This is a genomic window from Aeromonas sp. 62-46 (genome assembly GCF_001898585.1).
Lineage (GTDB): Bacteria > Pseudomonadota > Gammaproteobacteria > Enterobacterales > Aeromonadaceae > Aeromonas > Aeromonas caviae.
This window is the reverse complement of sequence record NZ_MKUI01000037.1, coordinates 1-23,855: the sequence shown is the minus strand read 5'-3', so window position 1 is coordinate 23,855 and position 23,855 is coordinate 1. Positions and strand designations below refer to the sequence as shown.

At 63.3% G+C, this 23,855-nt stretch carries 21 protein-coding genes; 10 read left to right on the top strand and 11 right to left on the bottom strand.

What is annotated here, in order from left to right; translation table 11 throughout:
• Positions 1-8 precede the first annotated feature (8 nt).
• A complete protein-coding gene (locus BGO64_RS12575; protein ID WP_010672899.1) occupies positions 9-848 on the bottom strand; it encodes an isopenicillin N synthase family dioxygenase in 840 nt (279 codons plus the stop codon).
• Between the two features lie 200 nt (positions 849-1,048).
• On the opposite strand from BGO64_RS12575, the gene BGO64_RS12570 reads away from it, so the two are divergent.
• Positions 1,049-1,612, top strand: a complete 564-nt coding sequence (locus tag BGO64_RS12570) for a DUF2799 domain-containing protein (protein WP_010672898.1) — start codon at positions 1,049-1,051, stop codon at positions 1,610-1,612.
• Between the two features lie 54 nt (positions 1,613-1,666).
• On the opposite strand, the gene BGO64_RS12565 is transcribed toward BGO64_RS12570, so the two are convergent.
• Positions 1,667-2,488: a Cof-type HAD-IIB family hydrolase gene (locus BGO64_RS12565; protein ID WP_109112599.1), complete on the bottom strand. Its 822-nt coding sequence runs from the start codon at positions 2,486-2,488 to the stop codon at positions 1,667-1,669.
• Between the two features lie 235 nt (positions 2,489-2,723).
• Complete coding sequence (locus BGO64_RS12560) at positions 2,724-3,962, bottom strand: MFS transporter (protein WP_286700750.1); 1,239 nt, start codon at positions 3,960-3,962, stop codon at positions 2,724-2,726.
• A 148-nt stretch (positions 3,963-4,110) separates the two neighbouring features.
• On the opposite strand from BGO64_RS12560, the gene BGO64_RS12555 reads away from it, so the two are divergent.
• Entirely contained in the window at positions 4,111-4,734 is a 624-nt protein-coding gene (locus tag BGO64_RS12555) for a helix-turn-helix transcriptional regulator (RefSeq protein WP_286700749.1), read from the top strand.
• 309 nt (positions 4,735-5,043) lie between these two features.
• Positions 5,044-5,520, top strand: coding sequence for an Lrp/AsnC family transcriptional regulator (locus tag BGO64_RS12550; RefSeq protein ID WP_010672894.1), 477 nt, complete (start codon positions 5,044-5,046; stop codon positions 5,518-5,520).
• Positions 5,521-5,654: 134 nt separating this feature from the next.
• On the opposite strand, the gene BGO64_RS12545 is transcribed toward BGO64_RS12550, so the two are convergent.
• The 3 genes from BGO64_RS12545 to BGO64_RS12535 form a co-directional block, all read right to left on the bottom strand.
• Positions 5,655-5,972, bottom strand: a complete 318-nt coding sequence (locus BGO64_RS12545; RefSeq protein ID WP_128272358.1) for a hypothetical protein — start codon at positions 5,970-5,972, stop codon at positions 5,655-5,657.
• A 148-nt stretch (positions 5,973-6,120) separates the two neighbouring features.
• Positions 6,121-6,351 carry a hypothetical protein gene (locus BGO64_RS12540; RefSeq protein ID WP_029313696.1) on the bottom strand — a complete coding sequence of 77 codons (231 nt, stop codon included), beginning with the start codon at positions 6,349-6,351 and terminating at the stop codon, positions 6,121-6,123.
• A 35-nt stretch (positions 6,352-6,386) separates the two neighbouring features.
• Positions 6,387-6,812: a MarR family winged helix-turn-helix transcriptional regulator gene (locus BGO64_RS12535; RefSeq protein WP_029313694.1), complete on the bottom strand. Its 426-nt coding sequence runs from the start codon at positions 6,810-6,812 to the stop codon at positions 6,387-6,389.
• A 175-nt stretch (positions 6,813-6,987) separates the two neighbouring features.
• Between BGO64_RS12535 and BGO64_RS12530 the strand changes: the two genes are divergently transcribed.
• The 4 genes from BGO64_RS12530 (at position 6,988) to BGO64_RS12515 (ending at position 10,934) form a co-directional block, all read left to right on the top strand.
• A complete protein-coding gene (locus tag BGO64_RS12530; RefSeq protein WP_286700748.1) occupies positions 6,988-7,992 on the top strand; it encodes an NADP-dependent oxidoreductase in 1,005 nt (334 codons plus the stop codon).
• Between the two features lie 178 nt (positions 7,993-8,170).
• Positions 8,171-8,611, top strand: a complete 441-nt coding sequence (locus tag BGO64_RS12525; RefSeq protein WP_039039391.1) for a nucleotide triphosphate diphosphatase NUDT15 — start codon at positions 8,171-8,173, stop codon at positions 8,609-8,611.
• Positions 8,612-8,784: 173 nt separating this feature from the next.
• Positions 8,785-9,927 (top strand): chromate efflux transporter, encoded by a 1,143-nt coding sequence (gene chrA / locus BGO64_RS12520; protein ID WP_286700747.1) that lies wholly within the window; start codon positions 8,785-8,787, stop codon positions 9,925-9,927.
• Between the two features lie 137 nt (positions 9,928-10,064).
• Positions 10,065-10,934, top strand: coding sequence for an AraC family transcriptional regulator (locus tag BGO64_RS12515; RefSeq protein ID WP_286700746.1), 870 nt, complete (start codon positions 10,065-10,067; stop codon positions 10,932-10,934).
• Positions 10,935-11,004: 70 nt separating this feature from the next.
• On the opposite strand, the gene msrB is transcribed toward BGO64_RS12515, so the two are convergent.
• From msrB to malQ, 4 genes are all read right to left on the bottom strand, one after another.
• Positions 11,005-11,391 carry a peptide-methionine (R)-S-oxide reductase MsrB gene (gene msrB / locus BGO64_RS12510; protein ID WP_049635936.1) on the bottom strand — a complete coding sequence of 129 codons (387 nt, stop codon included), beginning with the start codon at positions 11,389-11,391 and terminating at the stop codon, positions 11,005-11,007.
• Between the two features lie 56 nt (positions 11,392-11,447).
• A complete protein-coding gene (gene glgX, locus BGO64_RS12505; protein WP_286700745.1) occupies positions 11,448-13,586 on the bottom strand; it encodes a glycogen debranching protein GlgX in 2,139 nt (712 codons plus the stop codon).
• Positions 13,586-15,763: a 1,4-alpha-glucan branching protein GlgB gene (glgB, locus tag BGO64_RS12500; protein ID WP_286700744.1), complete on the bottom strand. Its 2,178-nt coding sequence runs from the start codon at positions 15,761-15,763 to the stop codon at positions 13,586-13,588. Before glgB ends, glgX begins: the two co-directional genes overlap by 1 nt.
• A gap of 82 nt (positions 15,764-15,845) precedes the next feature.
• Positions 15,846-18,035, bottom strand: coding sequence for a 4-alpha-glucanotransferase (malQ, locus tag BGO64_RS12495; protein ID WP_286700743.1), 2,190 nt, complete (start codon positions 18,033-18,035; stop codon positions 15,846-15,848).
• A 346-nt stretch (positions 18,036-18,381) separates the two neighbouring features.
• Here malQ and gap point away from each other — a divergent pair, with 346 nt between their 5' ends.
• Both gap and BGO64_RS12485 read left to right on the top strand, forming a co-directional pair.
• A complete protein-coding gene (gap, locus tag BGO64_RS12490) occupies positions 18,382-19,377 on the top strand; it encodes a type I glyceraldehyde-3-phosphate dehydrogenase (RefSeq protein ID WP_010672882.1) in 996 nt (331 codons plus the stop codon).
• Between the two features lie 105 nt (positions 19,378-19,482).
• A complete protein-coding gene (locus tag BGO64_RS12485; RefSeq protein WP_042015770.1) occupies positions 19,483-20,343 on the top strand; it encodes a D-hexose-6-phosphate mutarotase in 861 nt (286 codons plus the stop codon).
• A 71-nt stretch (positions 20,344-20,414) separates the two neighbouring features.
• Here the strand turns inward: BGO64_RS12485 and nadA are convergent, their stop codons facing one another.
• Complete coding sequence (gene nadA, locus BGO64_RS12480; RefSeq protein WP_286700742.1) at positions 20,415-21,488, bottom strand: quinolinate synthase NadA; 1,074 nt, start codon at positions 21,486-21,488, stop codon at positions 20,415-20,417.
• Positions 21,489-21,630: 142 nt separating this feature from the next.
• Here nadA and BGO64_RS12475 point away from each other — a divergent pair, with 142 nt between their 5' ends.
• Positions 21,631-23,736 carry a methyl-accepting chemotaxis protein gene (locus BGO64_RS12475; protein WP_286700741.1) on the top strand — a complete coding sequence of 702 codons (2,106 nt, stop codon included), beginning with the start codon at positions 21,631-21,633 and terminating at the stop codon, positions 23,734-23,736.
• The last annotated feature ends 119 nt before the right edge of the window (positions 23,737-23,855 follow it).

The following is a 23,855-nucleotide window of genomic DNA, read 5'->3' as shown; positions in this document are numbered from 1 at the left end:
TGGCGGGATTAGATCACCCCCAGCTCCCGCAGCCGTTCCATCAGATAGCTGTGGGCGGTGTGACGCTCCGAGAGCACCACATCCGGACGGGGGTGCAGGAAGAGCGGCAAGGAGATGCGGGACTTGGCGGCACTGCCCCCGGTCGGGTTGATGACCCTGTGGGTGGTGGAGGGGTAATAGCCGCGGGAGGCCTCCTGCAGCATGTCACCGATGTTGATGATGAGGGTGCCGAAATCGCAGGGCACATCCATCCACTCCCCGTCTGAACCTTTCACCTGCAGGCCCGGCTCGTTGGAGGCGGGCAGAATGGTCAGCAGGTTGATGTCTTCATGGGCGGCGGCGCGGATGGCGCCCGGCTCCTCGGTGCCGTCGAAGGGCGGGTAGTGCAGCACCCGAAGCAGGGTCTTGTGGCTCTCTTCGATCATGGAGGAGAGCGGGCAGCTATAGTGGGCGGCGATGTCGCCCGGGGTGTGCTGCTCCACCCAGCCCAGCAGCTCGGCGGCCAGATCGTTGGCGAGGCGGTAGTACTCCATCGCCTGCTCTTTCAGCTCTGCCGGCATCTGGCCCCAGGGATAGATGTGGAAGTACTCCTTGATGTCCTTCTGGCTGTGCCCCTTGGCCACCTCGGACACCGAGGGCGGGAAGTAGCCGTCCTGGGTCTCGCGATTGAACAGGAAATCCTGCTTCTGTTCGCTCATGAAGAAGCGATACCAGTTGTCATAGATGGACTGCACCAGCTCCTTCGGGATGGGGTGGTGAGTCAGCACTCCGAAGCCGGTGGTGCGCAGGGATTCGGTGAAGCGCTCGGCCGCATCGGGGGAGCGATAATCGACGGTCAGGACTTTCATTGTTTTTATGTTACATGCCAGTTAAAAGTAGGCGCAGTTTACCCTGCCTCCCCCGGCAAGAAAAGGCTGCCGGAAGCCCGTCTACAACGGCTTGAAAATACTGATAAAAACATCATGATACGGCCCCCTCGCCCGGTGCTTGTCCCGGACGGGCCTCCTCTTCTAGAATGCCCCACCCCCTTTGCTGTCGGAGCCCCCTCATGTCCCCCAAGATCCTGTTGTTGACCCTTCCCTTCCTGCTCGCCGGGTGCAGTTCCCTCTCGGAGGAGGAGTGCCGTGCCATGAGCTGGTACAACCAGGGCTATCAGGACGGGGAGCAGGGCAAGACCCGGAGCGCCACCCGCGACTATCAGAAGACCTGCGGGGAGTACGGCCTCAAGGTGGATGAGGCGGAGTGGCAGCGCGGCTACGCCAAGGGGCTGGAGCTCTATTGCATCCCCGAGCTTGCCTACAGCAAGGGACGGGAGGGGAGCGAATACCTGGGGGTCTGCCCCAACGACACCAGCTTCCTCACCCAGTTCGAGCGCGGCCGCAAGGAATACCTGCTGGAGCAGCGCCTCGGCGAATTGCAGCAGGAGCTGGAGCGCACCGAGCGGAGCATCCACCAGCTGGATCAGCAGATCCGGGGCGAGAGCGACAGCCGCCAGCGCGACTACTATCGTGCCCAGCGCGAGCGCGCCATCCGTCACTACGAAGGGGTATACCGGGACTACAACCGGCTGCGCTTCCCGGATCGGGTGATCCAGTTCTCCTTCGGGAGCTGACAAAAAGGGGCCGACATGGCCCCTTTCTGTTTATGCCGCAGACTGTTTTTCCCCTCAGGCGGGCAGGACCCAGCGCTGCAACGCCAGGGCGATGCCATCCTCGTTGTGATCCGCGGTGACCCGGTCTGCATGGGCCTGGATCTGGGGCGCCGCATTGCCCATGGCCACCGCCAGCCCCACCTGCTCGAACATGCTGATGTCGTTGTTGTTGTCGCCAAAGGCCACCAGGTTCTCCATGGCGATCCCCTCGCTCGCCGCCCACTGGGCCAGCCGGTTGCCCTTGCTGCAACCGGGCTGCACCAGCTCCACCGCATAGGGGGCCGCCCAGTCACGGGTGAAGGGCAGTCTCTCCACCACCTCCCCGACGAAACGGTGCAACCGGCCGGGGTCCTGGTTGAACAACTCCAGTTTCCAGATGGGGGACTGCAACCAGGACTCGATATCCTCGGCGGGCAGCAGGGAGACCTTGAGGTGATCCGGCTGGGTTGCCGACCAGCGCCGCATCCGGCCCACGTGCTCCTCGCAGCCCAGGTAGCCGATGCCGTCCCCCAGGTGGAACAGCGCCCCCATCTGCTGGGCTTGCACCTCCTCCAGCAGGGTGGTGAGAGGCGCCACGGCCAGGGGATCCCCGGCGAGGATCCTCTCCTGCACCGGATCATAGAGGTAGGCGCCGTTGCTGCAGATGATGGGGGTGTCGAGGGCCAGCTCGTGGTGGAAGGGACGGGCCGTCATGAAGTGGCGACCCGTCACCAGCAGCACCTTGATGTCGTGGGCCCGGGCCTGGGCCAGGGCAGCCCGGGTAGCGGACGAGATCTTGTGATCCCGGTTCAGCAGGGTACCGTCCATGTCCAATGCAATGGCCTGATAACGACTCATATCACCTCCAAGAATGTCGAGACGGGTGCGGCGCCATCCCCTCCCGTTTCCAGTGCCATGACGACACATCTCACCGCCGGGAATGCGGACTGGGCATCGCAAGGCCCATGATGGGAGACGCGCTCGCCGGGGGGCGGGAACAGCGGAGCAAAGAGCCATACCGTCCCAGACTCGGCGCCGCGATGCAAGTCCGGCCCGCCATCCCGTCGCCGAACTGTGATCCCCGCGCCCTTCGTCAGCCCGCCTCGGCGCACCCGGCCACGGCGTTTCGCCTGTCCGCCCGTCTGCGCAATCCGTAGAAACCGAGGGCACAGATCACGCCGCAGAGGCCGGCCAGGTAGAAGGGCCACTCGGTCCCCGCCAGCAGCACCAGGCTGCCCAGCACCACCGCCAGGATCTCGCTGCCCACCGCCAGACCGCGGTAGAGCCCCATCGCCTGCCCCTGCTGGCTGGCATGACTGCGGTTGGAGACCGCCACCGAGGTGGCCAGCTCCCCCAGGCTCATGCCGATGCCCGCCGGGATGAAGGTGAGCGCGAGCCCCCACCACTGGGTCGGCAGGATGAACATCAGCATGCCCACCGCCATCACCAGGTGGCCGACGATGCCAAGGGAGCTGCCGCGCCAGTGCCGTGCCAGCTGCTCACCGATCCAGGAGCCCAGCATCATGGGCACGCTCACCAGCACGGCGGCCTGGGCCAGTTGCACCGGATCCCATGCCAGCCGCTCCACCAGCCAGACATTGAAGTAGGTGAAGTAGAGCTGCACCGCCCCGTAGCTTGCCAGGGTCAGGGCAAAGTAGGGCAGGAGACGAGGTTGCAGCAGCAGTTGGCGGGTCGAGAGGGGAGCCTCATCCCGGGTCGCCGGCACCGGGGGACGATTGGGCAGTAGCCAGAGCACCAGCAGCAGGTTGATCACCGTCATCCCCACCGCCAGCCAGGCCGCCAGGCTGTAATCCCCCGAGACCACGGCCGCATAGCCTCCAATCATGGGGCCCACCACCCAGCCCAGGTTCATGCCGATGTTGATGCGGGCGAAGTTGCGTGCCTTGGTCCTGGCCGTGCTCATGTCCGCCGCCATCGCCTGCACGATGGCGATGTCGCCGTTGAAGAAGCCCTCCACCACCCGGCTCAGCAGCAAGAGCGGCAGGGAACGCCAGGCGATGCCGAGGGCCATCAGCACATACCCCGCCAGCACCCCCACCAGACAGAGGGTCAGCACCGGCTTGCGCCCATGACGATCGGAGAGACGGCCAAGCAAGGGGGCCCCCAGCAGTTGAAACAACGGATAGAGCCCCATGATGACGCCAAGCCACACCTTGCGGCTCCAGTCCGACGCCTGTGGCGTCAACATGCCCTGGGCCGGATCCAGCAGCAGCGGTGCCAGGACGGGGGAAGGCAGGCTGAATCCCGCCACCGCCAGCGTCACCGTCATCACCAATACCCAGAGGGTCGCCTGTCCCTTGATCCCTTCCATCTTTGCCTCATTAAATAAAGTTATTGGTTTATTTATATTGTGAGGGGTTGTCCATTAAGTAAAGCAGATTGTTGATTTAAATCTCCCTGCTACCCATAATGACCTCATCCAGGCGGTCACCGCACCGATACCCACCACCGGAGCTCCCATGAACGCCAGTACCGACAAGATCCTCTATCTGTTGAAAACCCGCGGCCCCCAGAGCGCCGCCGAACTCGGCGACCAGTTGCAGATGACGTCCATGGGGGCGCGCCAGCACCTGATGGCCCTGGAGTCCGAGGGCTGGGTGGGGTTTAGTGACGAGGCCCGCGGCCGTGGTCGCCCGGTGCGCCTGTGGCACCTCACCGACCAGGCCTGGCAACGCTTCCCCGACACCCATGGCGATCTGACCCTGCAACTGATCGACGACATCCGGCAGGTGTTTGGCGACGCGGGCATGGAGCAGCTCATCGCGCGGCGGGAGCAGCAGATGCAGACACGCTATGAATCCAGGCTGACCCAGCCGGCGCTGGCAGACAGGCTGATGACGCTCAAGGCGCTGCGCACCCAGGAGGGGTATATGGCGGACATGTCGCAGGAGGAGGACGGCAGCTGGCTGTGGTGGGAGAGTCACTGCCCCATCTGCAGTGCGGCCAGAGCCTGTCGGGGCTTTTGCCGCAGCGAGCTGGCGCTGTTTCGCCGGTTGCTGGCGCCGGCCGAGGTGGAGCGGGAGCAGTATCTGCTAGAGGGGGACAGCCGCTGCCTCTATCGCATCCGGCCGCCCCGCCCCTGAGCGGGCGGAACGCAAAAACAACAAAGCAGGCGCCGGGATGCCTGCTTTGTTGCCTTCGGGGAGGGGGTGCTCTCGTTCCAGCCCGTTGTTTCCCGATAAGGTCGAACGGCTGATGGGGCTCTTGACCCGGTAAGGTCCTTCACCACAGGTGCCTGGTCGGGCGCCTGTCTTGCCACCGGAAGATGTAACCATGGTACTCCCCGCGATGCGGTGAGTGGTTGTGAAGTAGCAGGTATTTTCAGTTGTTTTTGCAATAGTTCACCCTTAATCTAGGAAAAGTGGATTAGTAATTGCGAAGAGGTACGGAGAATGCTGAAACTTGATCGTATAGACAGGCATATTCTGGAGCTGATGCAGGAAAATGGCCGCATCAGCAACCTGGAGCTGGCCGAGCTGGTCGGGCTCTCTCCCTCCCCCTGCTCGCGCCGGGTCAAGGCGCTGGAGGATGCCGGTCTCATCGATACCCATGTCACCCTGCTCAATGCCCGCCAGCTGGGGCTGACCCTCACCGCCTACATTCACATCTCCATGGACAGGCACACTCCGGAGCGGTTCGAGAACTTCGATCGCGCCGTCAAGGATCTGCCCGAGGTGCTGGAGTGCGACCTCATCACCGGCAACGATGCGGATTACCAGCTCAAGGTGGTGGTGCGGGACATGGAGCACTACCAGCACTTCCTGCTGGACAAACTGACCCACATCTCCGGCGTGACCGGGGTGCGTTCGAGCTTCGTGCTGCGCCGCATCAAGCACAAGACCGCCCTGCCCCTCAACCACCTGGGCTGACAACCCACCCCGCATCCGGGGAGCACCAAAAGCAAGAGGAGGCCAGGGCCTCCTCTTCTTGTCTCTGCTATCAAGGGTATTCGCGGTCAACACAGCCCCCGGGCGCCATCGCCCGCCAGGTGGCGAACGCCTCGTCATGTCTCGACCTGGCTGACGTCCTGCACCTGCAGCAACCAGCCGTTCTGCTCCTGCAGGGGTTCGCCGCGCAGCCGCAGCCGCTCACCGGTCGACACCCACTGCCCTTTGGGCAGAGAGATTTCCAGGCTCTCGCTGCCGTTGTCGAACACCCAGCGATCGGCGCCCAACGACTCCATCAAGTACCCTTCCATCTCCACTCTGGACTCGGCCTGCCAGGAGGGGGAGGCGGTATCACGGCTCTCGATGAAATCCCCCTGAACACCAAAGCTGGCCAGCCCCCACAGAATGGAGAGCCCGACGATGGATGATTGCATCTCTCTCTCCCGTTGGTTTGCTACCTTGAGGGCCAGTATGGGAAGAGAAAAATGAGTGCACCATGAACAAGGTGCCAAAGTGCTGGCAAGATCGCGAAAAAAACCGGCCCCATGGCCGGTCATGTCATTTTATGTCGTACAGGTCACACTACTTGGCCGCTTCTTCTGCCATCCGTGCAGCCCTTGGTTTATTTGTCCACATGGCCACCCCGCGGTGATCCGCACAGATCCCCTCGTCGGTGACCGCCCTCACCCGGACCCCGTCCTTGCAGATGGCCTGCCAGGCATCGGCATCGTCGATCTGCAGCTCGGAACGGGGATAGGAGGTATCGGCGCAGGCGCACAGCAGGATGGCAAACAGAGGCAGCAGGGATTGCATGGGTTTCATCGGGTCACTCCTGACGGGAAAAGGGATCAGCGCCCCAGCTGCGCCGCCACGCGATCGCAAAGCTGCTTGAGCTGGGCCAACTCAGCATCGGCCAGATCCACCTGATTGCGCAAGCTGTCCGCCAGACAGCACTCCCTGACCTCCTGCTGCAACTGGCGTCCCGCCTCGGTCAGACTGATGCACTTTTGCCGCTCATCCTCGTGGGAGACGGTTCGGGTCAGCCACCCCTTGCTCTCCAGCCGCTTGACGATGGGGGTCAGGGTGCCCGCATCCAGTCCGGTCTCCTGCCCTATCTCCTTGAGGCTGACCTCGTCCCGGGCCCAGAGCGAGAGCATCACCAGGTACTGGGTATAGGTGAGATCCAGCTTGTCCAGCAGCGGCCGATAGGCACGCATCACCGCATTGGAGGCGCTGTAGAGGGCAAAACAGACCTGCTTTTTCAATTCGCTCATGGAGGACCTCGCTGACGACAAGGGGGCAGTATACCCCATCAACTTCGGGGCTGAATAGTTTGCACACAAAACAGTTGCCAGCCCCCGCGTTCAGGACTACCCTGATTTTAGTTTGCACACAAACAAAAATACCAGGCCGCCGCCCGACGCGCGGCCCCACTGCCGGAGAATGCCCATGAATGCCATCAGCCATCAAATCCAACTGCTGCGTCGCCCCACCGGTCTCCCCACCCTGGAGGACTTCACCCTCCGGGACGTGCCCCTGCCCGCCCTGCAGGAGGGAGAGGTGCAGGTCGCCAACCAGTGGCTGTCGGTGGATCCCTACATGCGCGGCCGCATGAGCGAGGCAAAAAGCTACGTTCCTCCCTTCCCCCTCAACGGTCCCCTCGACGGCGGCGCCATCGGCACGGTACAGGCATCGCGCCATCCCGATTTCAAGGTGGGGGACAAGGTGAGCAGCATGCTGGGCTGGCGGGATGCCTTCGTGGCAAACGCCGCCCAGCTCACCCGCCTGCCCGACACCACCCTGCCGCCCCAGCGCTTCCTCGGCGCCCTCGGCATGCCGGGCATGACCGCCTGGGCGGGCCTGCACAAGGTGGCACACCTGAAGGCCGGTGAAACCCTGCTGGTCTCGGCAGCCTCCGGGGCGGTCGGCACCATGGCGGTCCAGCTCGCCAAGCAGGCGGGGGCCAGGGTCATCGGCTCCACCGGCTCGGCCGACAAGGTCGCCTACCTCAAGACCCTGGGAGCCGATGCGGTGATCAATTACCGGGAGACCCCGGATCTCGACGCCGAGCTGGCCCGCCTCGCCCCCGAAGGCATCCACGTCTACTTCGAGAACGTGGGGGGCGCCATGCTGGATGCCGCCCTCAACCACCTGGTGGTGCACGGGCGCATCGTGCTGTGCGGCCTCATCGAGCAGTACAACAGCAACGGCCAGGCCAGCGGCCCGCGCAACCTCTCCCAGGTGATCCGCAAGCGCATCCTGATGCAGGGACTGCTGGTCTCCGATCACTGGCAGCACTACGGGGAGTTCCTGGCCGAGGCCATGCCGGCCTTCGAAGCGGGCACCCTCCAGGCCGAGGAGACCGTCAGCGAGGGGCTGGCCTGCATGCCGCAAGCCTTTATCGGACTGTTCCAGGGCCACAATACCGGCAAAATGCTGGTCAGACTGCCCTGATCCGGGGGCATTTCCCATCTATTTAACAGATAGAATGTCGCCAGACCCATCCATTGAAGCGATGGAAAATCGGCATCCGATCGCCCTTGAACAGGCGGCTTGCGCAACGGGCCCATCCCCCCTAAGGTGAGCCCGTTTTCCCTGGCGCACCCCGCCGTCTCAGCAAGGAGCCTCCCCTATGTCTACCCCCTATCCCCGCGTCGGTGTCGGCGTCATTCTCACCAATGGCCAGGGCCAGGTACTGCTTGGCAAGCGCAAGGGCAGCCATGCCCCCTACTGGTCCATCGCCGGCGGTCATCTGGAATTGGGGGAAACCTTCGAGTCGGCAGCCATCCGGGAGGTGGCGGAGGAGACCGGCTTCGTCATCCGCCAGCCTCGCGTCATCGCCGTCACCAACAACCTGGAGACCTGGCGCGAGAGCGGCCTGCACTACATCTCGGTCACCCTGCTGGCAGAGGTGGACGGGGAGCCGCAACTGCTGGAGCCGGAAAAATGCGAGGGCTGGATCTGGTGCGACCCGCACACTCTGCCCGAGCCTCACTTCGATGCCAGTCGCCAGTCCATCGCCTGCTGGCTGGCGGGACAATGCTACCTGCCCCAGGCACAACCTGCCCCCTGACCCTCACCGGCAGGCTGCCGCGCGTCACCCCGGTACCTCTCGTCAGCTGGCGGAGGCGACCAGCCACCCCGCCAGCCCCTGTTGATGGCAGGCTGCGCGGGAGGGCGTACCGTCACCAAACTGTCACTTTTTTGTCATATTATCCGGGCCAGGATGATGACGAGGAGGGGAAGATGGGACAGGTATTCATGCAGTTCTTGTGGCTGGGATGCATCAGTTTTGGCGGGCCGGCCGCCCATATCGGCTATTTTCAGCGCACCTTTGTCCAGCGGCTGGGCTGGCTGAACCAGGCGGAGTTCGCCCAGTTGCTGGCCCTGTGCCAACTGCTGCCGGGTCCGGCCTCCAGCCAGCTCGGCTTTGCCATCGGCCGCCACCGCGCCGGCATCGGCGGCGCCCTGGCTGCCTTCGTCGGCTTTACCCTCCCCTCCTTCCTGCTGTTGCTGGCGGCCGCCGTCGGTCTGGGTCAGCTTGCGGGCAACCTCTGGCTGGACGCCGCCCTGCACGGCCTCAAGCTGCTGGCGCTCGTCGTGGTGGCGGATGCCGTGCTCACCATGAGCCGCCAGTTCTGCAAGACGGCGCTGCAACAGGGGGTCATGGTGGCCACCGCCGCCGCCCTCTGGTGCGCCCCCGGTCTTCTGACCCAGGTCGCCATGCTGCTCGGCGCGGCCCTCCTCTGTGCCTTGCGCGAGCCGCACCCGGGGAGTCAGGGCCTCGCGTCCACTCCGGATCGCCAGCCTCACTGGCCGACCCTGCTGCTGTTCGCCCTGCTGTTCGTCGGCCTGCCCCTGGTGGCGAGCGGCCCCGTCAGCCAGTTGCTGGCCGACTTTTACCGGGCAGGCAGCCTGGTATTTGGCGGTGGTCACGTGGTGCTGCCCCTGTTGCAGGAGAGCCTGGGTCACCACCTGAGCGAGCAGCAGTTCCTGACCGGCTACGGCCTGGCCCAGCTGGTACCCGGCCCCATGTTCACCCTGGCCACCTACCTGGGCGCCGTGCTGCTGCCCGCCACACCCCTCATCGGGGCGCTGCTGGCGACCCTGGCGCTCTTCCTGCCGGGTTTCTTGCTGCTCTGGGCGCTGGGCCCCTGCTGGCAGCACTGGCTGGCCCGCCCCCGTCTGGCGGGGGCCGTGGCCGGCATCAACGCCGCCGTGGTGGGGCTGCTGCTGGCGGCCCTCTATCAGCCGGTGTGGCAGAGCGCCGTGCTCTCCCCCACCGATCTGGCGCTGGCCGCCGTCGGCTTCTACCTGCTGCGGGTGCCACGGCTCCCCGTTCTTCCCCTCGCCGCCCTGCTGACGGGGGCAGCCCTGCTGCTGGCCTGACGAACCCGCGACAAGTCAGGCAGCGCCCGCCGGGCTGGCGGTCATGGCTCTTTTCACCGAAGGGAGGCAAAGAGAGCAAGATCCGTCAGGACAGCTCGGGCCCGTTGGCCGATAGTGGGCAGCACAGAGGAGAGACCATGGATCACAACCAGACAGAGGCCTACCGCCGACGCTTTCAAACGGTGACAGAGCACATCGAGCGCCATCTCGACGACGACCTGTCGCTGGAGCGGCTCAGCGCCGTGGCGCACTTTTCGCCCTTTCACTTTCATCGGCAATTTGCCGCTTACTGCGGCGTGCCGCTGGGGCGTTACATCCAGCTGCTGCGGCTGAAGCGGGCCTCTTACCGGTTGGCATTCGCACCTCTGGACAAGGTGACTGATATCGCCCTCGATGCCGGCTTCCAGCATGGCGAATCTTTCAGTCGCGCCTTCAAGCAGACGTTCGGCCTGACGCCCAGCCAGTTCAGGCATCACCCGGACTGGGCCAGCTGGCATCGCTGCCTGCCACGGCCCCCCACAAAGAGGATTGACCCCATGCGAGTCGACATCATCCAGTTCCCGCAGACCGCCGTCGCCGCCCTGACCCATCAGGGCCTGCCCGAGCGCATCAACGACACCGCGGCGCGCTTCATCCAGTGGCGCAAGGCCACGGGCGGCTCCCCGGTCGCCACCAGCCGGACCTATGGCCTGGCGCCGGACGACCCCGCCACGACGGAGGGTGCGGCGTTTCGCTTTACCCTCTGTGGCAGCGTCGAGGCCCCCGTCGCCGAGGACAATGAGTGGGGTGTGAAGAATGCCCTCATCCCGGCCGGGCGCTGCGCCGTGGTACGCCACCGCGGCTCCCACGACCTCCTGGCCGACTGTGCCCGGGCGCTCTACCGCGACTTGCTGCCCGCCAGCGGCGAAGAGCTGCGGGATTTTCCACTCTTCTTCCACTACCACAACTTTGTACACGAGGTGCCCACCCATGAGCTGGTCACCGACATCTACCTGCCGCTGGCATAGCCCGGCACCTGACAGGGGGAGATAAAAAAGCGGCGCCTCCGAAGGGAGGCGCCGCTGGTCGTGTCGGGGATCAGGCGTCGGGCTCGAAATCCAGGCTCAGGCTGTTGACGCAGTAGCGCTGGCCGGTCTCGGTCGGCCCGTCGGGAAAGACGTGGCCGAGGTGGGAGCCGCACTGGCTGCAGGTGATCTCCACCCGCTTCATGCCGTGGCTGTTGTCCTCGGTGTAGGTCACCGTCCCCTCGATGGCCCGGTCGAACGAGGGCCAGCCGCAGCCCGCGTCGAACTTGGCTGCTGAGTGGAACAGCACCTGCTTGCAGCAGACGCAGTGGTAATCGCCGCTCTTACGGTTGTGCAGCAGGGCACCGCTGTAGGGACGCTCGGTCCCTTTCTCCCAGCAGATGTGGAACTGCTCTGCACTCAGCTTGTCGCGCCACTGTTCAGGGTTGTTACTGCTCATTCCGGCTCCTCACCACTGATAACGGTGCCCAGCATACCCAGTCAGGGCGCCTGGCTCTACCCCGCCAGCGGGAACTGTGATCCCGTTGGCAACACGGCGACAACATCCGCTGCCACCACCCCTTCGCTCGCCAGCACCGCCGCCGGCAGGGCGACCCGCTCCAGCAGCTTGAGGGAGTGGGCACGCCCCACCGCCACCTGCCGCTTGATGTCGTCCGGCAGGAAGGGCAGGCCGTCGTTGGTGGCGGTGTCGATGGTCTGGATCCACTCCATGCCCTCCCCCGGCGGCGGCAGGCGGAACTGGATGTCATAGTCGCTGGCGTTGAACAGCACGTACCAGCGCTCCCCGATGCAGCCGATCATGCCGATGTCCATGGCAAACGCCTGCCCCATGGGGGCGTGCCAGTCCTGATCGGTGAGCTGATGGCCGTCCGGGTGATACCAGTTCACCTGGTGACAGCTGGTCGCCTTGCCGTTCCAGCCGTCGTCGCTCAGTTGCAGGTTGGAGAAGACCCCGGACTCCGCCCGCAGCGCCATCATCTGGCGGGTGAAAGCGAGCAGCCGCTCGTCCTCCGGGCGCAGTTGCCAGTTCACCCAGCTTATCTGGTTGTCCTGACAGTAGGCGTTGTTGTTGCCAAGCTGGCTGCGGCCCATCTCATCCCCGGCCAGGAAGTGGGGCGTCCCCTGTGACAGCAGCAGGGTGGCGATGAGGTTGCGCTTCTGCTGCTGGCGCAGGTTGTTGATGCGCGGGTCCAGGGTCGGCCCCTCCACCCCGTGGTTGCTGGAGAGGTTGTTGCCGTGGCCGTCCCGGTTGTCCTCGCCGTTGGCCTGGTTGTGGCGCTGGTTGTAGGAGACCAGGTCCTCGAGGGTGAAGCCGTCGTGATAGCAGAGGTAGTTGACGCTGGTGTGGGGGGAGCGCCAGTTCTTCGGGAAGAGATCCCGCGAGCCCACCAGACGGGTGGCAAAATCCCCCATCTTGCCCGCATCCCCGCGCCAGAAGGCGCGCACCGTGTCGCGGTAACGATCGTTGATCTCCAGCCATTGGCTCGGAAACTGGCCGAGACGATAGCCGAAGGGGCCGATGTCCCAGGGTTCGGCGATGAGCCTGACCCGCGCCAGCACGGGATCCGCCATCATGGCCTTGAAGAAGGCGCTCATGGGATCGAACTCCCCCGCCTCCCGCGCCAGGGTGACCGCCAGATCGAAGCGAAAACCGTCCACCTGCATCTCGGTGACCCAGTAGCGCAGGGCATCGAGCACCAGTCGCAGAGTGTTGGGGTGATCCAGATTGACGCTGTTGCCGCAGCCGGTGACGTTGGCGTGGCGATGGTAATCCGGACCGTGGGCCCCCGACTCGAAGGCGTAGTAGCCCGCGTTGTCAAACCCCTTGAGGGAGAGCATGGGGCCGTCGAAGCCCGACTCCGCGGTGTGGTTGTAGACCACGTCCAGGATCACCTCGAGCCCCGCCCGGTGCAGCTCGCGCACCATGGTCTTGAACTCGGTCACCGCATCCTTCGCCCCGTAGCGCGGTTCGGGCGCGAAGAAGGCGATGGGGTTGTAGCCCCAGTAGTTGGTCAGCCCCAGCTGCTCGAGCCTGGGCTCGGACATGAAGGCCGCCACCGGCATTAGCTGGACCGAGGTCACCCCCAGGCCCTGCAGATGCTCGATCATCAGCGGGTGGCTGATGCCCAGATAGGTGCCCTGCAGCGCCTTGGGGATGCCGGGGTGCTGGCGGGTGAACCCCTTGACGTGGGTCTCGTAGAGCACGACCCGCTCCGGCGGGATGCCGGGCTTGCCGACCCCCTGCCAGTCGAAGGCATCGTCCACCACCACCGACTTGCCCACCATGGCCGCGCTGTCCCCCTCGTAAAGGGCATCGTCCCAGTGGGTGGCACGGCTGAGCGCCCGGGCGTAGGGGTCTATCAGCAGCTTGTCCGGGTCAAACAGCAACCCCTCCTGGGGAGAGCCATGCACCCGGTAGCCATAGCGCTGACCGGCCTTGACCCCTCGCACGTGGCCGAACCAGTACTGGCCGCGCCGACCGGGCAAGGGGAGACGCGCCAGCTCCTGCTCCTCATCGTCGAACAGGCAGAGCTCCACCTTGTCCGATTGGGGAGCCCAGACACAGAAGTGGCAGCCCGTCTCGTCCAGACGGGCGCCAAGCGGGTGATCTACCCCGTTTTCCATTTCAAACATCAGGACTCCTGTTTGATGAACAAGGTCGCGAGCGGCGGCAAGTCCAGCACCAGGCTATGTGCCATCCCCTGCCAGGGGGTCGCCTCGGCGACGAAGACCAGACCCACATCATAGTTGCTGCCCCAGTAATGCTCGCTGTCGGTGTTGAGCACCACCCGATAGCGACCGGCAGACGGCACCCCGAGACGGTAACCGATGCGCGGCACCGGGGTGAAGTTGCAGGCCACCACCAGCGGATGGGCCCCCAGCTTGTCGGCCCGCAGCCAGGCGAAGATGCTGTTGTCGGCATCGTTGTGATCCAGCCAGCGGAAACCTCCCTGTTCATAATCCGCCTGATACAAGGCAGGTTCATGACGATAGAGGTGGTTGAGATCCCGGATCAGCCGCTGCTGGCCGCCGTGCCTGGGGTACTGCAACAGGTGCCAGGGCAGCTGGGCATCATGATTCCACTCGTTGCTCTGGGCGATCTCGGTGCCCATGAAGTTGAGCTTCTTGCCGGGGTGGGCATACATGAAGCCCATGTAGGCGCGCAGGTTGGCGGCCTGCTGCCACTCGTCCCCCGGCATCTTGTAGAGCAGGGAGTGCTTGCCGTGGACCACCTCGTCGTGGGAGAGGGACAGAATGAAGTTCTCGTCATAGTGGTACACCATGGAGAAGGTCATGTCGTTGTGGTGGTAGCGACGGTGAATGGGCTCTTTTTGCATGTAGCTGAGGGTGTCGTGCATCCAGCCCATATTCCACTTGAAGCCAAACCCCAGGCCACCGAGGAAGGTGGGACGGGAGACCCCGGCAAAGGCGGTGGACTCCTCGGCGATGGTCATGGCGTGGGGGTACTTGCCGTACACCTCCTCGTTGGTCCACTTCAAGAGGCTGATCGCCTCGTAGTTGTGGTTGCCGCCATCGACGTTGGGCACCCACTCACCGGCGTTGCGGGAGTAATCCAGATAGAGCATGGAGGCGACCGCATCCACCCGCAGGCCGTCGATGTGGAACTTGTCGAGCCAGAACAGGGCGCTGGCCACCAGGAACTGGCGCACGGTGTCGCGACCGAAGTCATAGATGTAGGAGTTCCAGTCCGGGTGCCAGCCACGGCGCGGATCTTCGTACTCGTAGAGCGGCGTGCCGTCGAAGCGGGCCAGGCCGTGGGCATCGGACGGGAAGTGGGCGGGCACCCAATCCAGAATCACGCCGATCCCCGCCTGGTGGCACTGATCCACGAAGTATTTGAAATCGTCGGCCGTGCCGTAGCGGCTGGTGGGGGAGAACATGCCCACCGGCTGGTAGCCCCAGGAGCCGCTGAAGGGATGCTCGGAGACTGGCAGCAGCTCGATGTGGGTGTACTCCATCTCCTTGATGTAATCCACCAGTTCCACCGCCAGCTCGCGCCAGCTCAGGCTGTCGCCGTTGGAGTGACGCTTCCATGAACCCACGTGCAGCTCGTAGATGGAAAGGGGCTGCTCGCGCTTGTCATTGAGCTGACTCTCGCGCCAGTCGGCGTCCTGCCACTGGTACTGGCCGTGGTCATAGACCACGGAGGCGAACGAGGGGTACTGCTCGCAGTAGAAGCCCACCGGGTCGCTCTTGTGGGGCAGGCGATTGCCCGCCGGGTCCTTGAGTTCGAACTTGTAGCGATCCCCGGCCTTGAGCCCCGGCACGAACAGCACCCAGTGGCCGCACTGGCTGCGCTGCATGGGGTGACGGCGGCCATCCCAGAAGTTGAAATCCCCGATGAGGCTCACCGCCGTGGCGCTCGGCGCGTAGACGGCAAAGCGTACCCCTTCCACCTGCTGGCCGAGGTGCGTCACGGTGCGCAACTGGGCGCCGAGGGTGTGGTAGAGGTTTTCCGGTTGCCAGGTGAGTTCCGCCAGCCCTTCCCAGGCGGCAGCCTGGAACTGATAGGGATCGATGATGTCGGCACTGGCGTCGGCGTAGGTCGCGATGAGCTGGTAGGGGAAGGGATTCTTGCGGCGGGTGAAAACAGTTTCAAAGAGGCCCGCTTCGTCAGCGGCGGTCAGGGTGGCAACTATCTTGCCTGACTTGAGATCCCTGACCCGGACCTCGAGTGCATCGGGCAACCAGGCGGTGAGTTTCAGGCCTGGCCCATCCGGATTGGCCAGCAGGCCTAGATGGGAGAAAGGATCGGCACAGCGGGCGGCAACCAAACGTTCAACGGGCATCGACATTTCCTTTGATGGCTGAACATCCGCTTCGGCCGAAGCCGAAGCGGATGAAAGTGAGTCACATGTTGGCGTTCAAGGCTCAACGGCTGGCCTCGTCACGGGCCCGGCTCATCTTGCCCGCCAGATTCTTGAGCGCCTCGTCGGCGAAGATATCCTCCAGATCCCGGGAGAGCTTGCGACGCCAGTTGGGGTACTCGTAGCTGGTACCCGGCACGTTGACCGGCTTGTCCATCTCCAGCCAGTCTTCGAGCTGGGTGCTGAACAGGGCACAGCTGCCGCGGGACATGTGCAGTTGCAGACCGTGGTTGAGCTCGGTATTCATGCCGACCCAGTTCACGTCTTGACTGATATTGCCAGAGATGACCCCATGAGCATGCAGGCTGTCAAGGATCCGCTGCTTGGCCTGGTGGCGATCAGCATACAGGGTCTTGAGTACGTCTTCATCCGGGTACAGGCCCAGTTCGCGTCCCAGCGCCAGATCGTCGCAGTGCCAGAAGCCCTTGAGGGTCGGCATGTCGTGGGTGGTCAGGGCGGACATCGCCTGCTCGGCGTAGTGTGCCGGGGAGATGAAGCCACCATCGTCCTTGGAACGCTCGAAGAAGAACACCTTGTAGGAGTGGACGCCGTTCTCTTTCAGGGTCACGTCGATCCCCTCCGGCACCGTCCCCAGATCCTCGCCGATCAGCAGACACTGGTTGCGGTGGGATTCCAGCGCCAGGATCCCCAGCAGGTCATTAACCGGATAATAGATGTAGGCCCCCTTGGCGGCGGACTCTCCGGGCGGCACCCACCACAGGCGCAGCAAGGCCATCACGTGGTCGATGCGCAGGGCGCCGCAGGAGCGCATGTTGGCACGGAACAGATCCACCATGGGCTGGTAGGCGGCCTCGAACAGCTGGTTCGGGTTCATGGGGGGCAGGCCCCAGTTCTGGCCGAGGGGGCCGAGAATGTCGGGCGGTGCACCGACCGAGGCTTTCGGGCAGTAGAGATCCCGGTTTGCCCAGATCTCGGTGGAACCTTCGGAGACGCCGACCGCCAGATCCCGGTAGATCCCCATCACCATGCCGGCGGCCTTGGCGCGGGCATCGGCCCGGGCCAGCTGCTCGTCAGCCAGGAACTGCAGATAGAGATAGAAGGCCACATCCTGCTGGTGCTCGGCCATCCAGGCCGCCACTTCGGGGTTGTGGTAATCGCGCAACGCCTCGGGCCAGACCGGCCAGCCCCAGGCATTCTCGCCCTTGGCATAGAAGTGGGCCTGAAGGGCGTCAAACGCTGCCTGCTGTTGCAGGCTGTCACCGCCGGCAGCCACGAAGGCATCGAACGCAGCCTGACGCTCGGCGCTGAAGCTGGCCTGGTCGAATACCTGGCGCAGCATCCCGATCTTGGTCTGGATGACGCCGGTGTAATCCACATTGTCCTTGACCCGCAGGGAGGTGAGGTGCTGCTGGAAGGCCGGGCTCGCCACTTCCGCTTTCAGGCGATCGTTGCCCAGGAATTCGGGCACCGCTTCCACATCGATATAGGCGACGTTGAGCCAGCGACGGGAAGAAGGGCTGTAGGGGCTGGCACTCTCCGGGTTGGCCGGATAGAGGGCATGAATGGGGTTGAGACCGACGAAGTGGGCTCCCCAGGCGGCGGCATTCTCAACCAGCTGGCCGAGATCGCTGAAATCGCCGATGCCCCAGTTGTGGCGGCTGCGCAGGCAGTAGAGCTGGACGCTCGGGCCCCACACCTTGCGACCATTGGCGATGGGCGCCTGCTTGTAGCAGGACTTGGGGGCGACGATGAGACGCATGGTGGCCAGCGGCTCGTCATTGCCCTCTTCCAGCAGGATGAGCTGGTGATAACCCAGCGCAGGCTGCATATCCAGGGTGACGCGATAGGCCTGGCACTCCATCTCCTCGAACTCGGCCACCCCGACCAGCTCACCCTCGATGGGGGTGAGTTGACCGGACAGCACTGCACCCTGCTCCTGCTGGAGCTGCCAGGTGAGGGCATCGTTGACGAATTCGATGGGGAGGCGAACCTCAAGAGTAACGGCGTCGCCGCTGCGTACCACCATCACGGGATCCAGCGCGCGCAGCCAGTGCTGGCGGTGCTCCTGCTCAAGCTGTTCGGACAGGGCGGCCTCGTCGTCGACGCGGTAGCCCATGGCGCCCAGCATGGCGGCCTTGCTCTCTTCCGATACCAGGGCCGGCTGGCCCCAGGCATCAACATACTCACTGGCAATGCCTTTGGCGGCAGCCAGCTGTTCAATCAGGGTGGTCATAGTTTGAGAATTCCCGCTGTGGATTCTGTCTACGCTATTTTGTGATTAATTTTTATGGTTGGTACTTGAACAGTGGCTCTTTGGCCATGCTAAACCGCGCACATTTTTACATATCTCCCCGGCTGGATGTGTGACCGGGCAGGCACTATTGTTGTTCTCTGCCACCGACTTTGCTGATGATGCATTCAACAAAAGTTGGTAGCCAGTTACATAAACCGAAAATAAATTTCACAGTTTTTCATGATATAGCGCAATTTCGAGCAGATTGTTGGTTGACTCGCGAGGGAGTTCTAGTAAATTTACAAACGGAATTTTCTTTGACTACTGAACAGTTAGGTAACCAATTATGACTATCAAAGTAGGTATTAACGGTTTTGGCCGTATCGGTCGTTTCGTTTTCCGTCTGGCCGCTGAGCGTGCTGACATCGAAGTGGTTGGTATCAACGACCTGATCGACGTTGACTACATGGCTTACATGCTGAAGTACGACTCCACTCACGGTCGCTTCAAGGGCACTGTTGAAGTCAAAGACGGCAACCTGATCGTCAACGGCAAAACCGTACGTGTTACCGCTGAACGTGACCCGGCCAACCTGAAATGGGGCGAAATCGGTGTTGACGTTGTTGCCGAAGCAACCGGTCTGTTCCTGACCGACGAAACCGCTCGCAAGCACATCGCTGCCGGTGCCAAGAAAGTCGTACTGACCGGTCCGTCCAAAGACGCTACCCCGATGTTCGTCATGGGCGTCAACCAGGATTCCTACGCTGGCCAGGACATCGTTTCCAACGCTTCCTGCACCACCAACTGCCTGGCCCCCATCGCCAAGGTTCTGAACGATACCTTCGGTATCGAATCCGGCCTGATGACCACCGTTCACGCTACCACTGCTACCCAGAAGACCGTTGATGGTCCGTCTGCCAAAGACTGGCGCGGTGGCCGCGGTGCGGCTCAGAACATCATCCCGTCCTCTACCGGTGCTGCCAAGGCTGTTGGCGTGGTCATCCCGGAACTGAACGGCAAGCTGACCGGCATGGCCTTCCGCGTTCCGACTCCGGACGTGTCCGTTGTTGACCTGACCGTCAACCTGAAGAAAGAAGCGTCCTACGCTGAAATCTGCCAGGCCATGAAGGCTGCCTCCGAAGGCGCCATGAAGGGCGTGCTGGGCTACACCGAAGACGAAGTGGTTTCCACCGACTTCCTGGGTGAGCGTCAGACTTCCGTGTTCGATGCCAAGGCTGGTATCCAGCTGAACAAGACCTTCGTGAAAGTCGTCTCCTGGTACGACAACGAAATGGGCTACTCCAGCAAGGTTCTGGACCTGATCGCTCACATCTCCAAGTAATTTGGGATGCGCAATCGCGTAGCTTGAAAAAAGGCGGCCAATGGCCGCCTTTTTGTATTCTGAATCACGGACCCTTTCTGAATGTCCCCGAGCACTGGAGCCTTTATGACACCGACACGTACGCTGACTGCCCACTGCACCCTGAGCCAGGATGGCCTGCCCCTGCTGACCATAGACAATGAGCACGCCAGGGCCGAGATAAGCCTGTTTGGCGCCCATGTGCTGCGTTACCAACGCCATGGTGAGCCGGCCTCTCTCTGGCTCAGCGACAAGGCGATACTGGATGGCAGCAAGCCCATTCGCGGCGGCATTCCCCTCTGCTGGCCCTGGTTCGGCCCCTCCCCCGCTCGCGTTGGCAGCGGCAAACCGGCTCATGGCTTCGCACGCAACTGCCTGTGGACGCTGGATGGGGTCTCCGATCACGGGGATGGCACACTCGTCCACCTCTCCCTGCGTGACAACGATGCCAGCAGGACACTCTGGCCCCATGCCTTCGAGCTGGAGCTGGACGTACTGGTCGGCAAGGAGCTTTCCCTGGTGCTGACCACCCGCAACACCGGCAAGTCAGCGCTCACCTACAATGCCGCCCTGCACACCTACCTGCAGATCAGTGCGCCGGAAGCGGTAACCGTGACCGGCCTCGGCGAACCCTATCTGGACAAGCTGACCGGCCGAAACGAACTGCAACAGGGAGCGCTGACCGTCACCGCAGCCATGGATCGCATCTACCGCCAGCCCGATGCCATGGTCAGCGTGCAGGATGGTGAGCGCACCACCCGGGTGGTCAGCGGCAACCACGACAGCGTGGTGGTCTGGACCCCCTGGCAGGAAGGGGCCAGCGCCATGGCCGACATGAGTGACGACGGTTATCGCACCATGCTCTGTGTCGAGGCGGCCATCACCGCCGAGGACGGGATCACTGTCGCGCCCGACGAGGAGCACAGCTTCTCCACCGTCATCATCTGACGATACGGCTGACGGATAAATTAAAGAGGGCTCCCGCGGGAGCCCTCTTTGCATCTTGCCATCAGCGACGATCAGGCGTTGCCCTGGGTCTTGAGCTTGAGCTCGGCGGCGAAATCCAGCATGCGATCGAGCGGGACAAGCGCTTTGAGACGCAGTGCCTCATCCACATGGATCTCGTGACGCTCGGCACCGTCGGTCAGGGCTTCCTTGATGGCCACCAGGCCGTTCATCGCCATCCAGGGGCAGTGGGCGCAGCTGCGGCAGGTAGCACCATCACCGCCGGTGGGCGCTTCCACCATCTCTTTCTCCGGGCAGGCCTGCTGCATCTTGTAGAAGATGCCGCGATCGGTCGCCACGATCAGTTTCTGCTGGGGCAGCTCTTTGGCGGCCTTGATGAGCTGGCTGGTGGAACCCACCGCATCCGCCAGCTCGATGACGGAGGCCGGGGACTCCGGGTGCACCAGCACGGCGGCATCCGGGTTCTGGGCCTTGAGCTCGCGCAGCGCCTTGGCCTTGAACTCGTCGTGCACGATGCAGTGACCCTGCCAGCGCAGCATCTCGGCCCCTGTCTTCTTCTCGATATAGGCGCCGAGGTGGCGGTCCGGGCCCCAGATGATCTTGTGACCCTGACTGTCCAGATGTTCGACGATCTCCAGTGCAATACTGGAGGTGACCACCCAGTCGGCCCGTGCTTTCACCGCTGCCGAGGTATTGGCATAGACCACCACGATGTGATCGGGGTGCGCATCGCAGAAGGTGGAGAACTGGTCGATGGGACAACCCAGATCAAGAGAGCACTCGGCCTCCAGCGTCGGCATCAGCACCCGCTTGTGGGGGCTCAGGATCTTGGAGGTCTCTCCCATGAAGCGCACACCGGCCACGATCAGGGTCTGGGCTGCATGGTCGCGACCGAAGCGGGCCATCTCCAGGGAGTCACCCACGAAGCCACCGGTGGCTTCTGCCAGGGCCTGGATCTCGGGATCCGTGTAGTAATGGGCAACCAGCACGGCCTGGCGCGCCTGCAGCAGCACCTTGATCTCGGCGATCAGGGTCGCCTTCTGCTCGGGAGTCAGGGGCTGTGGTTTGGCCGGGAAGGGGTAGTCCATCTCGACTACCGGCGGAATACTGCTCAGTGCATTGCTCATTGCGACTGTTCCATCAACGCTCGGGAAGGCCAAAATTATAACCAGAAGCCGTGCACAAACCCATCAACAAATCCAGTACAGTACAACTGTCAGGACCCGCTCCGACCATATCGTTGTCATTCTTGCCAAAAGGAGTTGTCGAATGAAACAACGTTCGCTCAAGACCAAGTTGTTGTTGCTCACGCTGGGACTTTTTCTCGCCAGTGGCGTCGCCATGACATGGATACAGTCCTCCTCGTTGAACGGTCTGCGCGATGACATCATGGCGCAGACCCGTGGCGCCCTGGAGCAGGAGGTTTCCCGTTCCCTGCAATTCCAGGCAGAGCGGTATGCCGTGCAGATCGAAGACCAGTTGCAGCAGGCCTATCAGATACCGCTCGGCATGGCGGCGCAGCTTGAAGGAAGCATGGCCCAGCCGGACCAGCGGCTGAGTCGCCCACAAGTGGAGCTCCAGCTTGGCAGCCGCCTGCGCCAGGCAAACGGGATCAGTTCCATCTACGCCCAGTTCGAACCCAACGGTTACGACGGACAGGACGCCGACTGGCAGACGGGTGCCAGCCATTCGGTTGCCGGCAAGGGCAGTCTCGAGGTCTACTTCACCCGGGAACAGAACGGAAACATCGCGCAGCAGACCATAGATGCCGCCACCAGTGACGCCAAGTTCGACACCTCGCGCAATGAATTCGGCATTCGCAACAGCGAGTGGTATCTCTGCGGTCGCGAGACACGTCGCCCCTGCCTGATGGAACCCTACCTCTACGAGATAAGCCCTGGTCAGAAGATGCTGATGACCAGCCTGACGGTGCCCGTCCTCAAGGATGGCAAGTTTGCCGGGATCACCGGGGTCGACATGAACCTGCCCATCTTCCAGCAACTGGCTGAGCACCTTGGCAAGAGCCTCTATGACAACCAGGCCGAGGTCACCCTGGTCAGCAAGGCGGGCTTCATCGTCGGCAGCAACCGCCATTCGGACAAACTGGGGCGTCCCCTGACAGAGGCCGGACTGGTTGCCCCGCATGGACGCCCCGCCGATACCGACAGCGATTTCATCCTGCAGCAGCCCATACGGATCGATGCCGCCGACAACCAGTGGTGGCTGATGATCAAGGTGCCCAAGGCCCTCGCCCTCAGCCAGGCCAACACCATCAGCCAGCAGCTCGGCAGCCTGTTGCAGGCGACCCAGCAGCAGCAGCTGGTTGCCATCGTTGTCATCACCCTAGTGGCCCTGGGCCTGCTTGTCTGGTTCATCCAGACCATCACGGCGCCCCTCTCCCTCATCAGCCGCCACGTCTCCCACCTCGCCAGCAATGAAGGCGACCTGACCCAGCAGATGCGTATCGACACCCACCAGGAGCTCATCGAGCTGGGCAGGCATCTCAATGCCTTCCTCGGCAAGCTGAGGGCCATGGTGCAGGGCAGCAAGCAGATTGGGCAACAGGTGCATCAGCAGGCCAGGGGCATGAAGCAGACGGCCGATGCCATGCGCAGCAGCCTGGATGATCAGAGCCTGGAGCTGGAGAGCGTGGTCAGCGCCATGCACGAGATGAGCACCACGGCAGTCAGCGTGGCGGGCTATGCGGAACAGGCGGCGCAGGAGTCGGAAGCGGCGACCCACCATGTCAGCACGGCCCAGCAGACATTGAGCAGGGCCCGCAGCGAGATCCATACCCTGGTCGAGGACATGCATCAGGCCGACAAGGCGGTCGCCCAGGTCGCCCAGCGCAGCACCAATATCAGCCACATTCTCGATGTGATCCGGGCCATTGCCGAACAGACCAATCTGCTGGCCCTCAACGCAGCCATCGAGGCGGCTCGGGCCGGCGACATGGGCAGGGGCTTTGCCGTCGTGGCGGACGAGGTGAGGGCGCTGGCCAACAAGACCCGCTCATCCACCGACGAGATAGGGCAGCTCATCGGCAGCCTGCAAACCGAGGTCACCAGCAGCCAGCAGCTGATGAGCACAGGGATCGCCCGCTCGGTGAGCACGGTTGAAGGCACGGAGCAGGCCTTCGAGGCACTCAATCAGGTGGTCACCCAGATCCAGCAGATCCATGATCACATCAGCCAGGTGGCGACCGCCGCCGAGCAGCAGAGTGCCGTGAGCGACACCATCAACCAGAACCTGATGCGCATCGGTGACGCCGCCACCACCCTGGGACAAGAGGCCAATGCCAGCCAGCGCCTGAGCGAGGCACTGGAACAGGCGGCCACCACCCTGGCAAGCGAGCTGGATCGACTGCGAACCTGATGAGAGACGGAAACGAAAAAGCCCGCATCGCTGCGGGCTTTTCAATATGGTGGTCGTTACTGGGCTCGAACCAGTGACCCCCTCCTTGTAAGGGAGGTGCTCTCCCAGCTGAGCTAAAC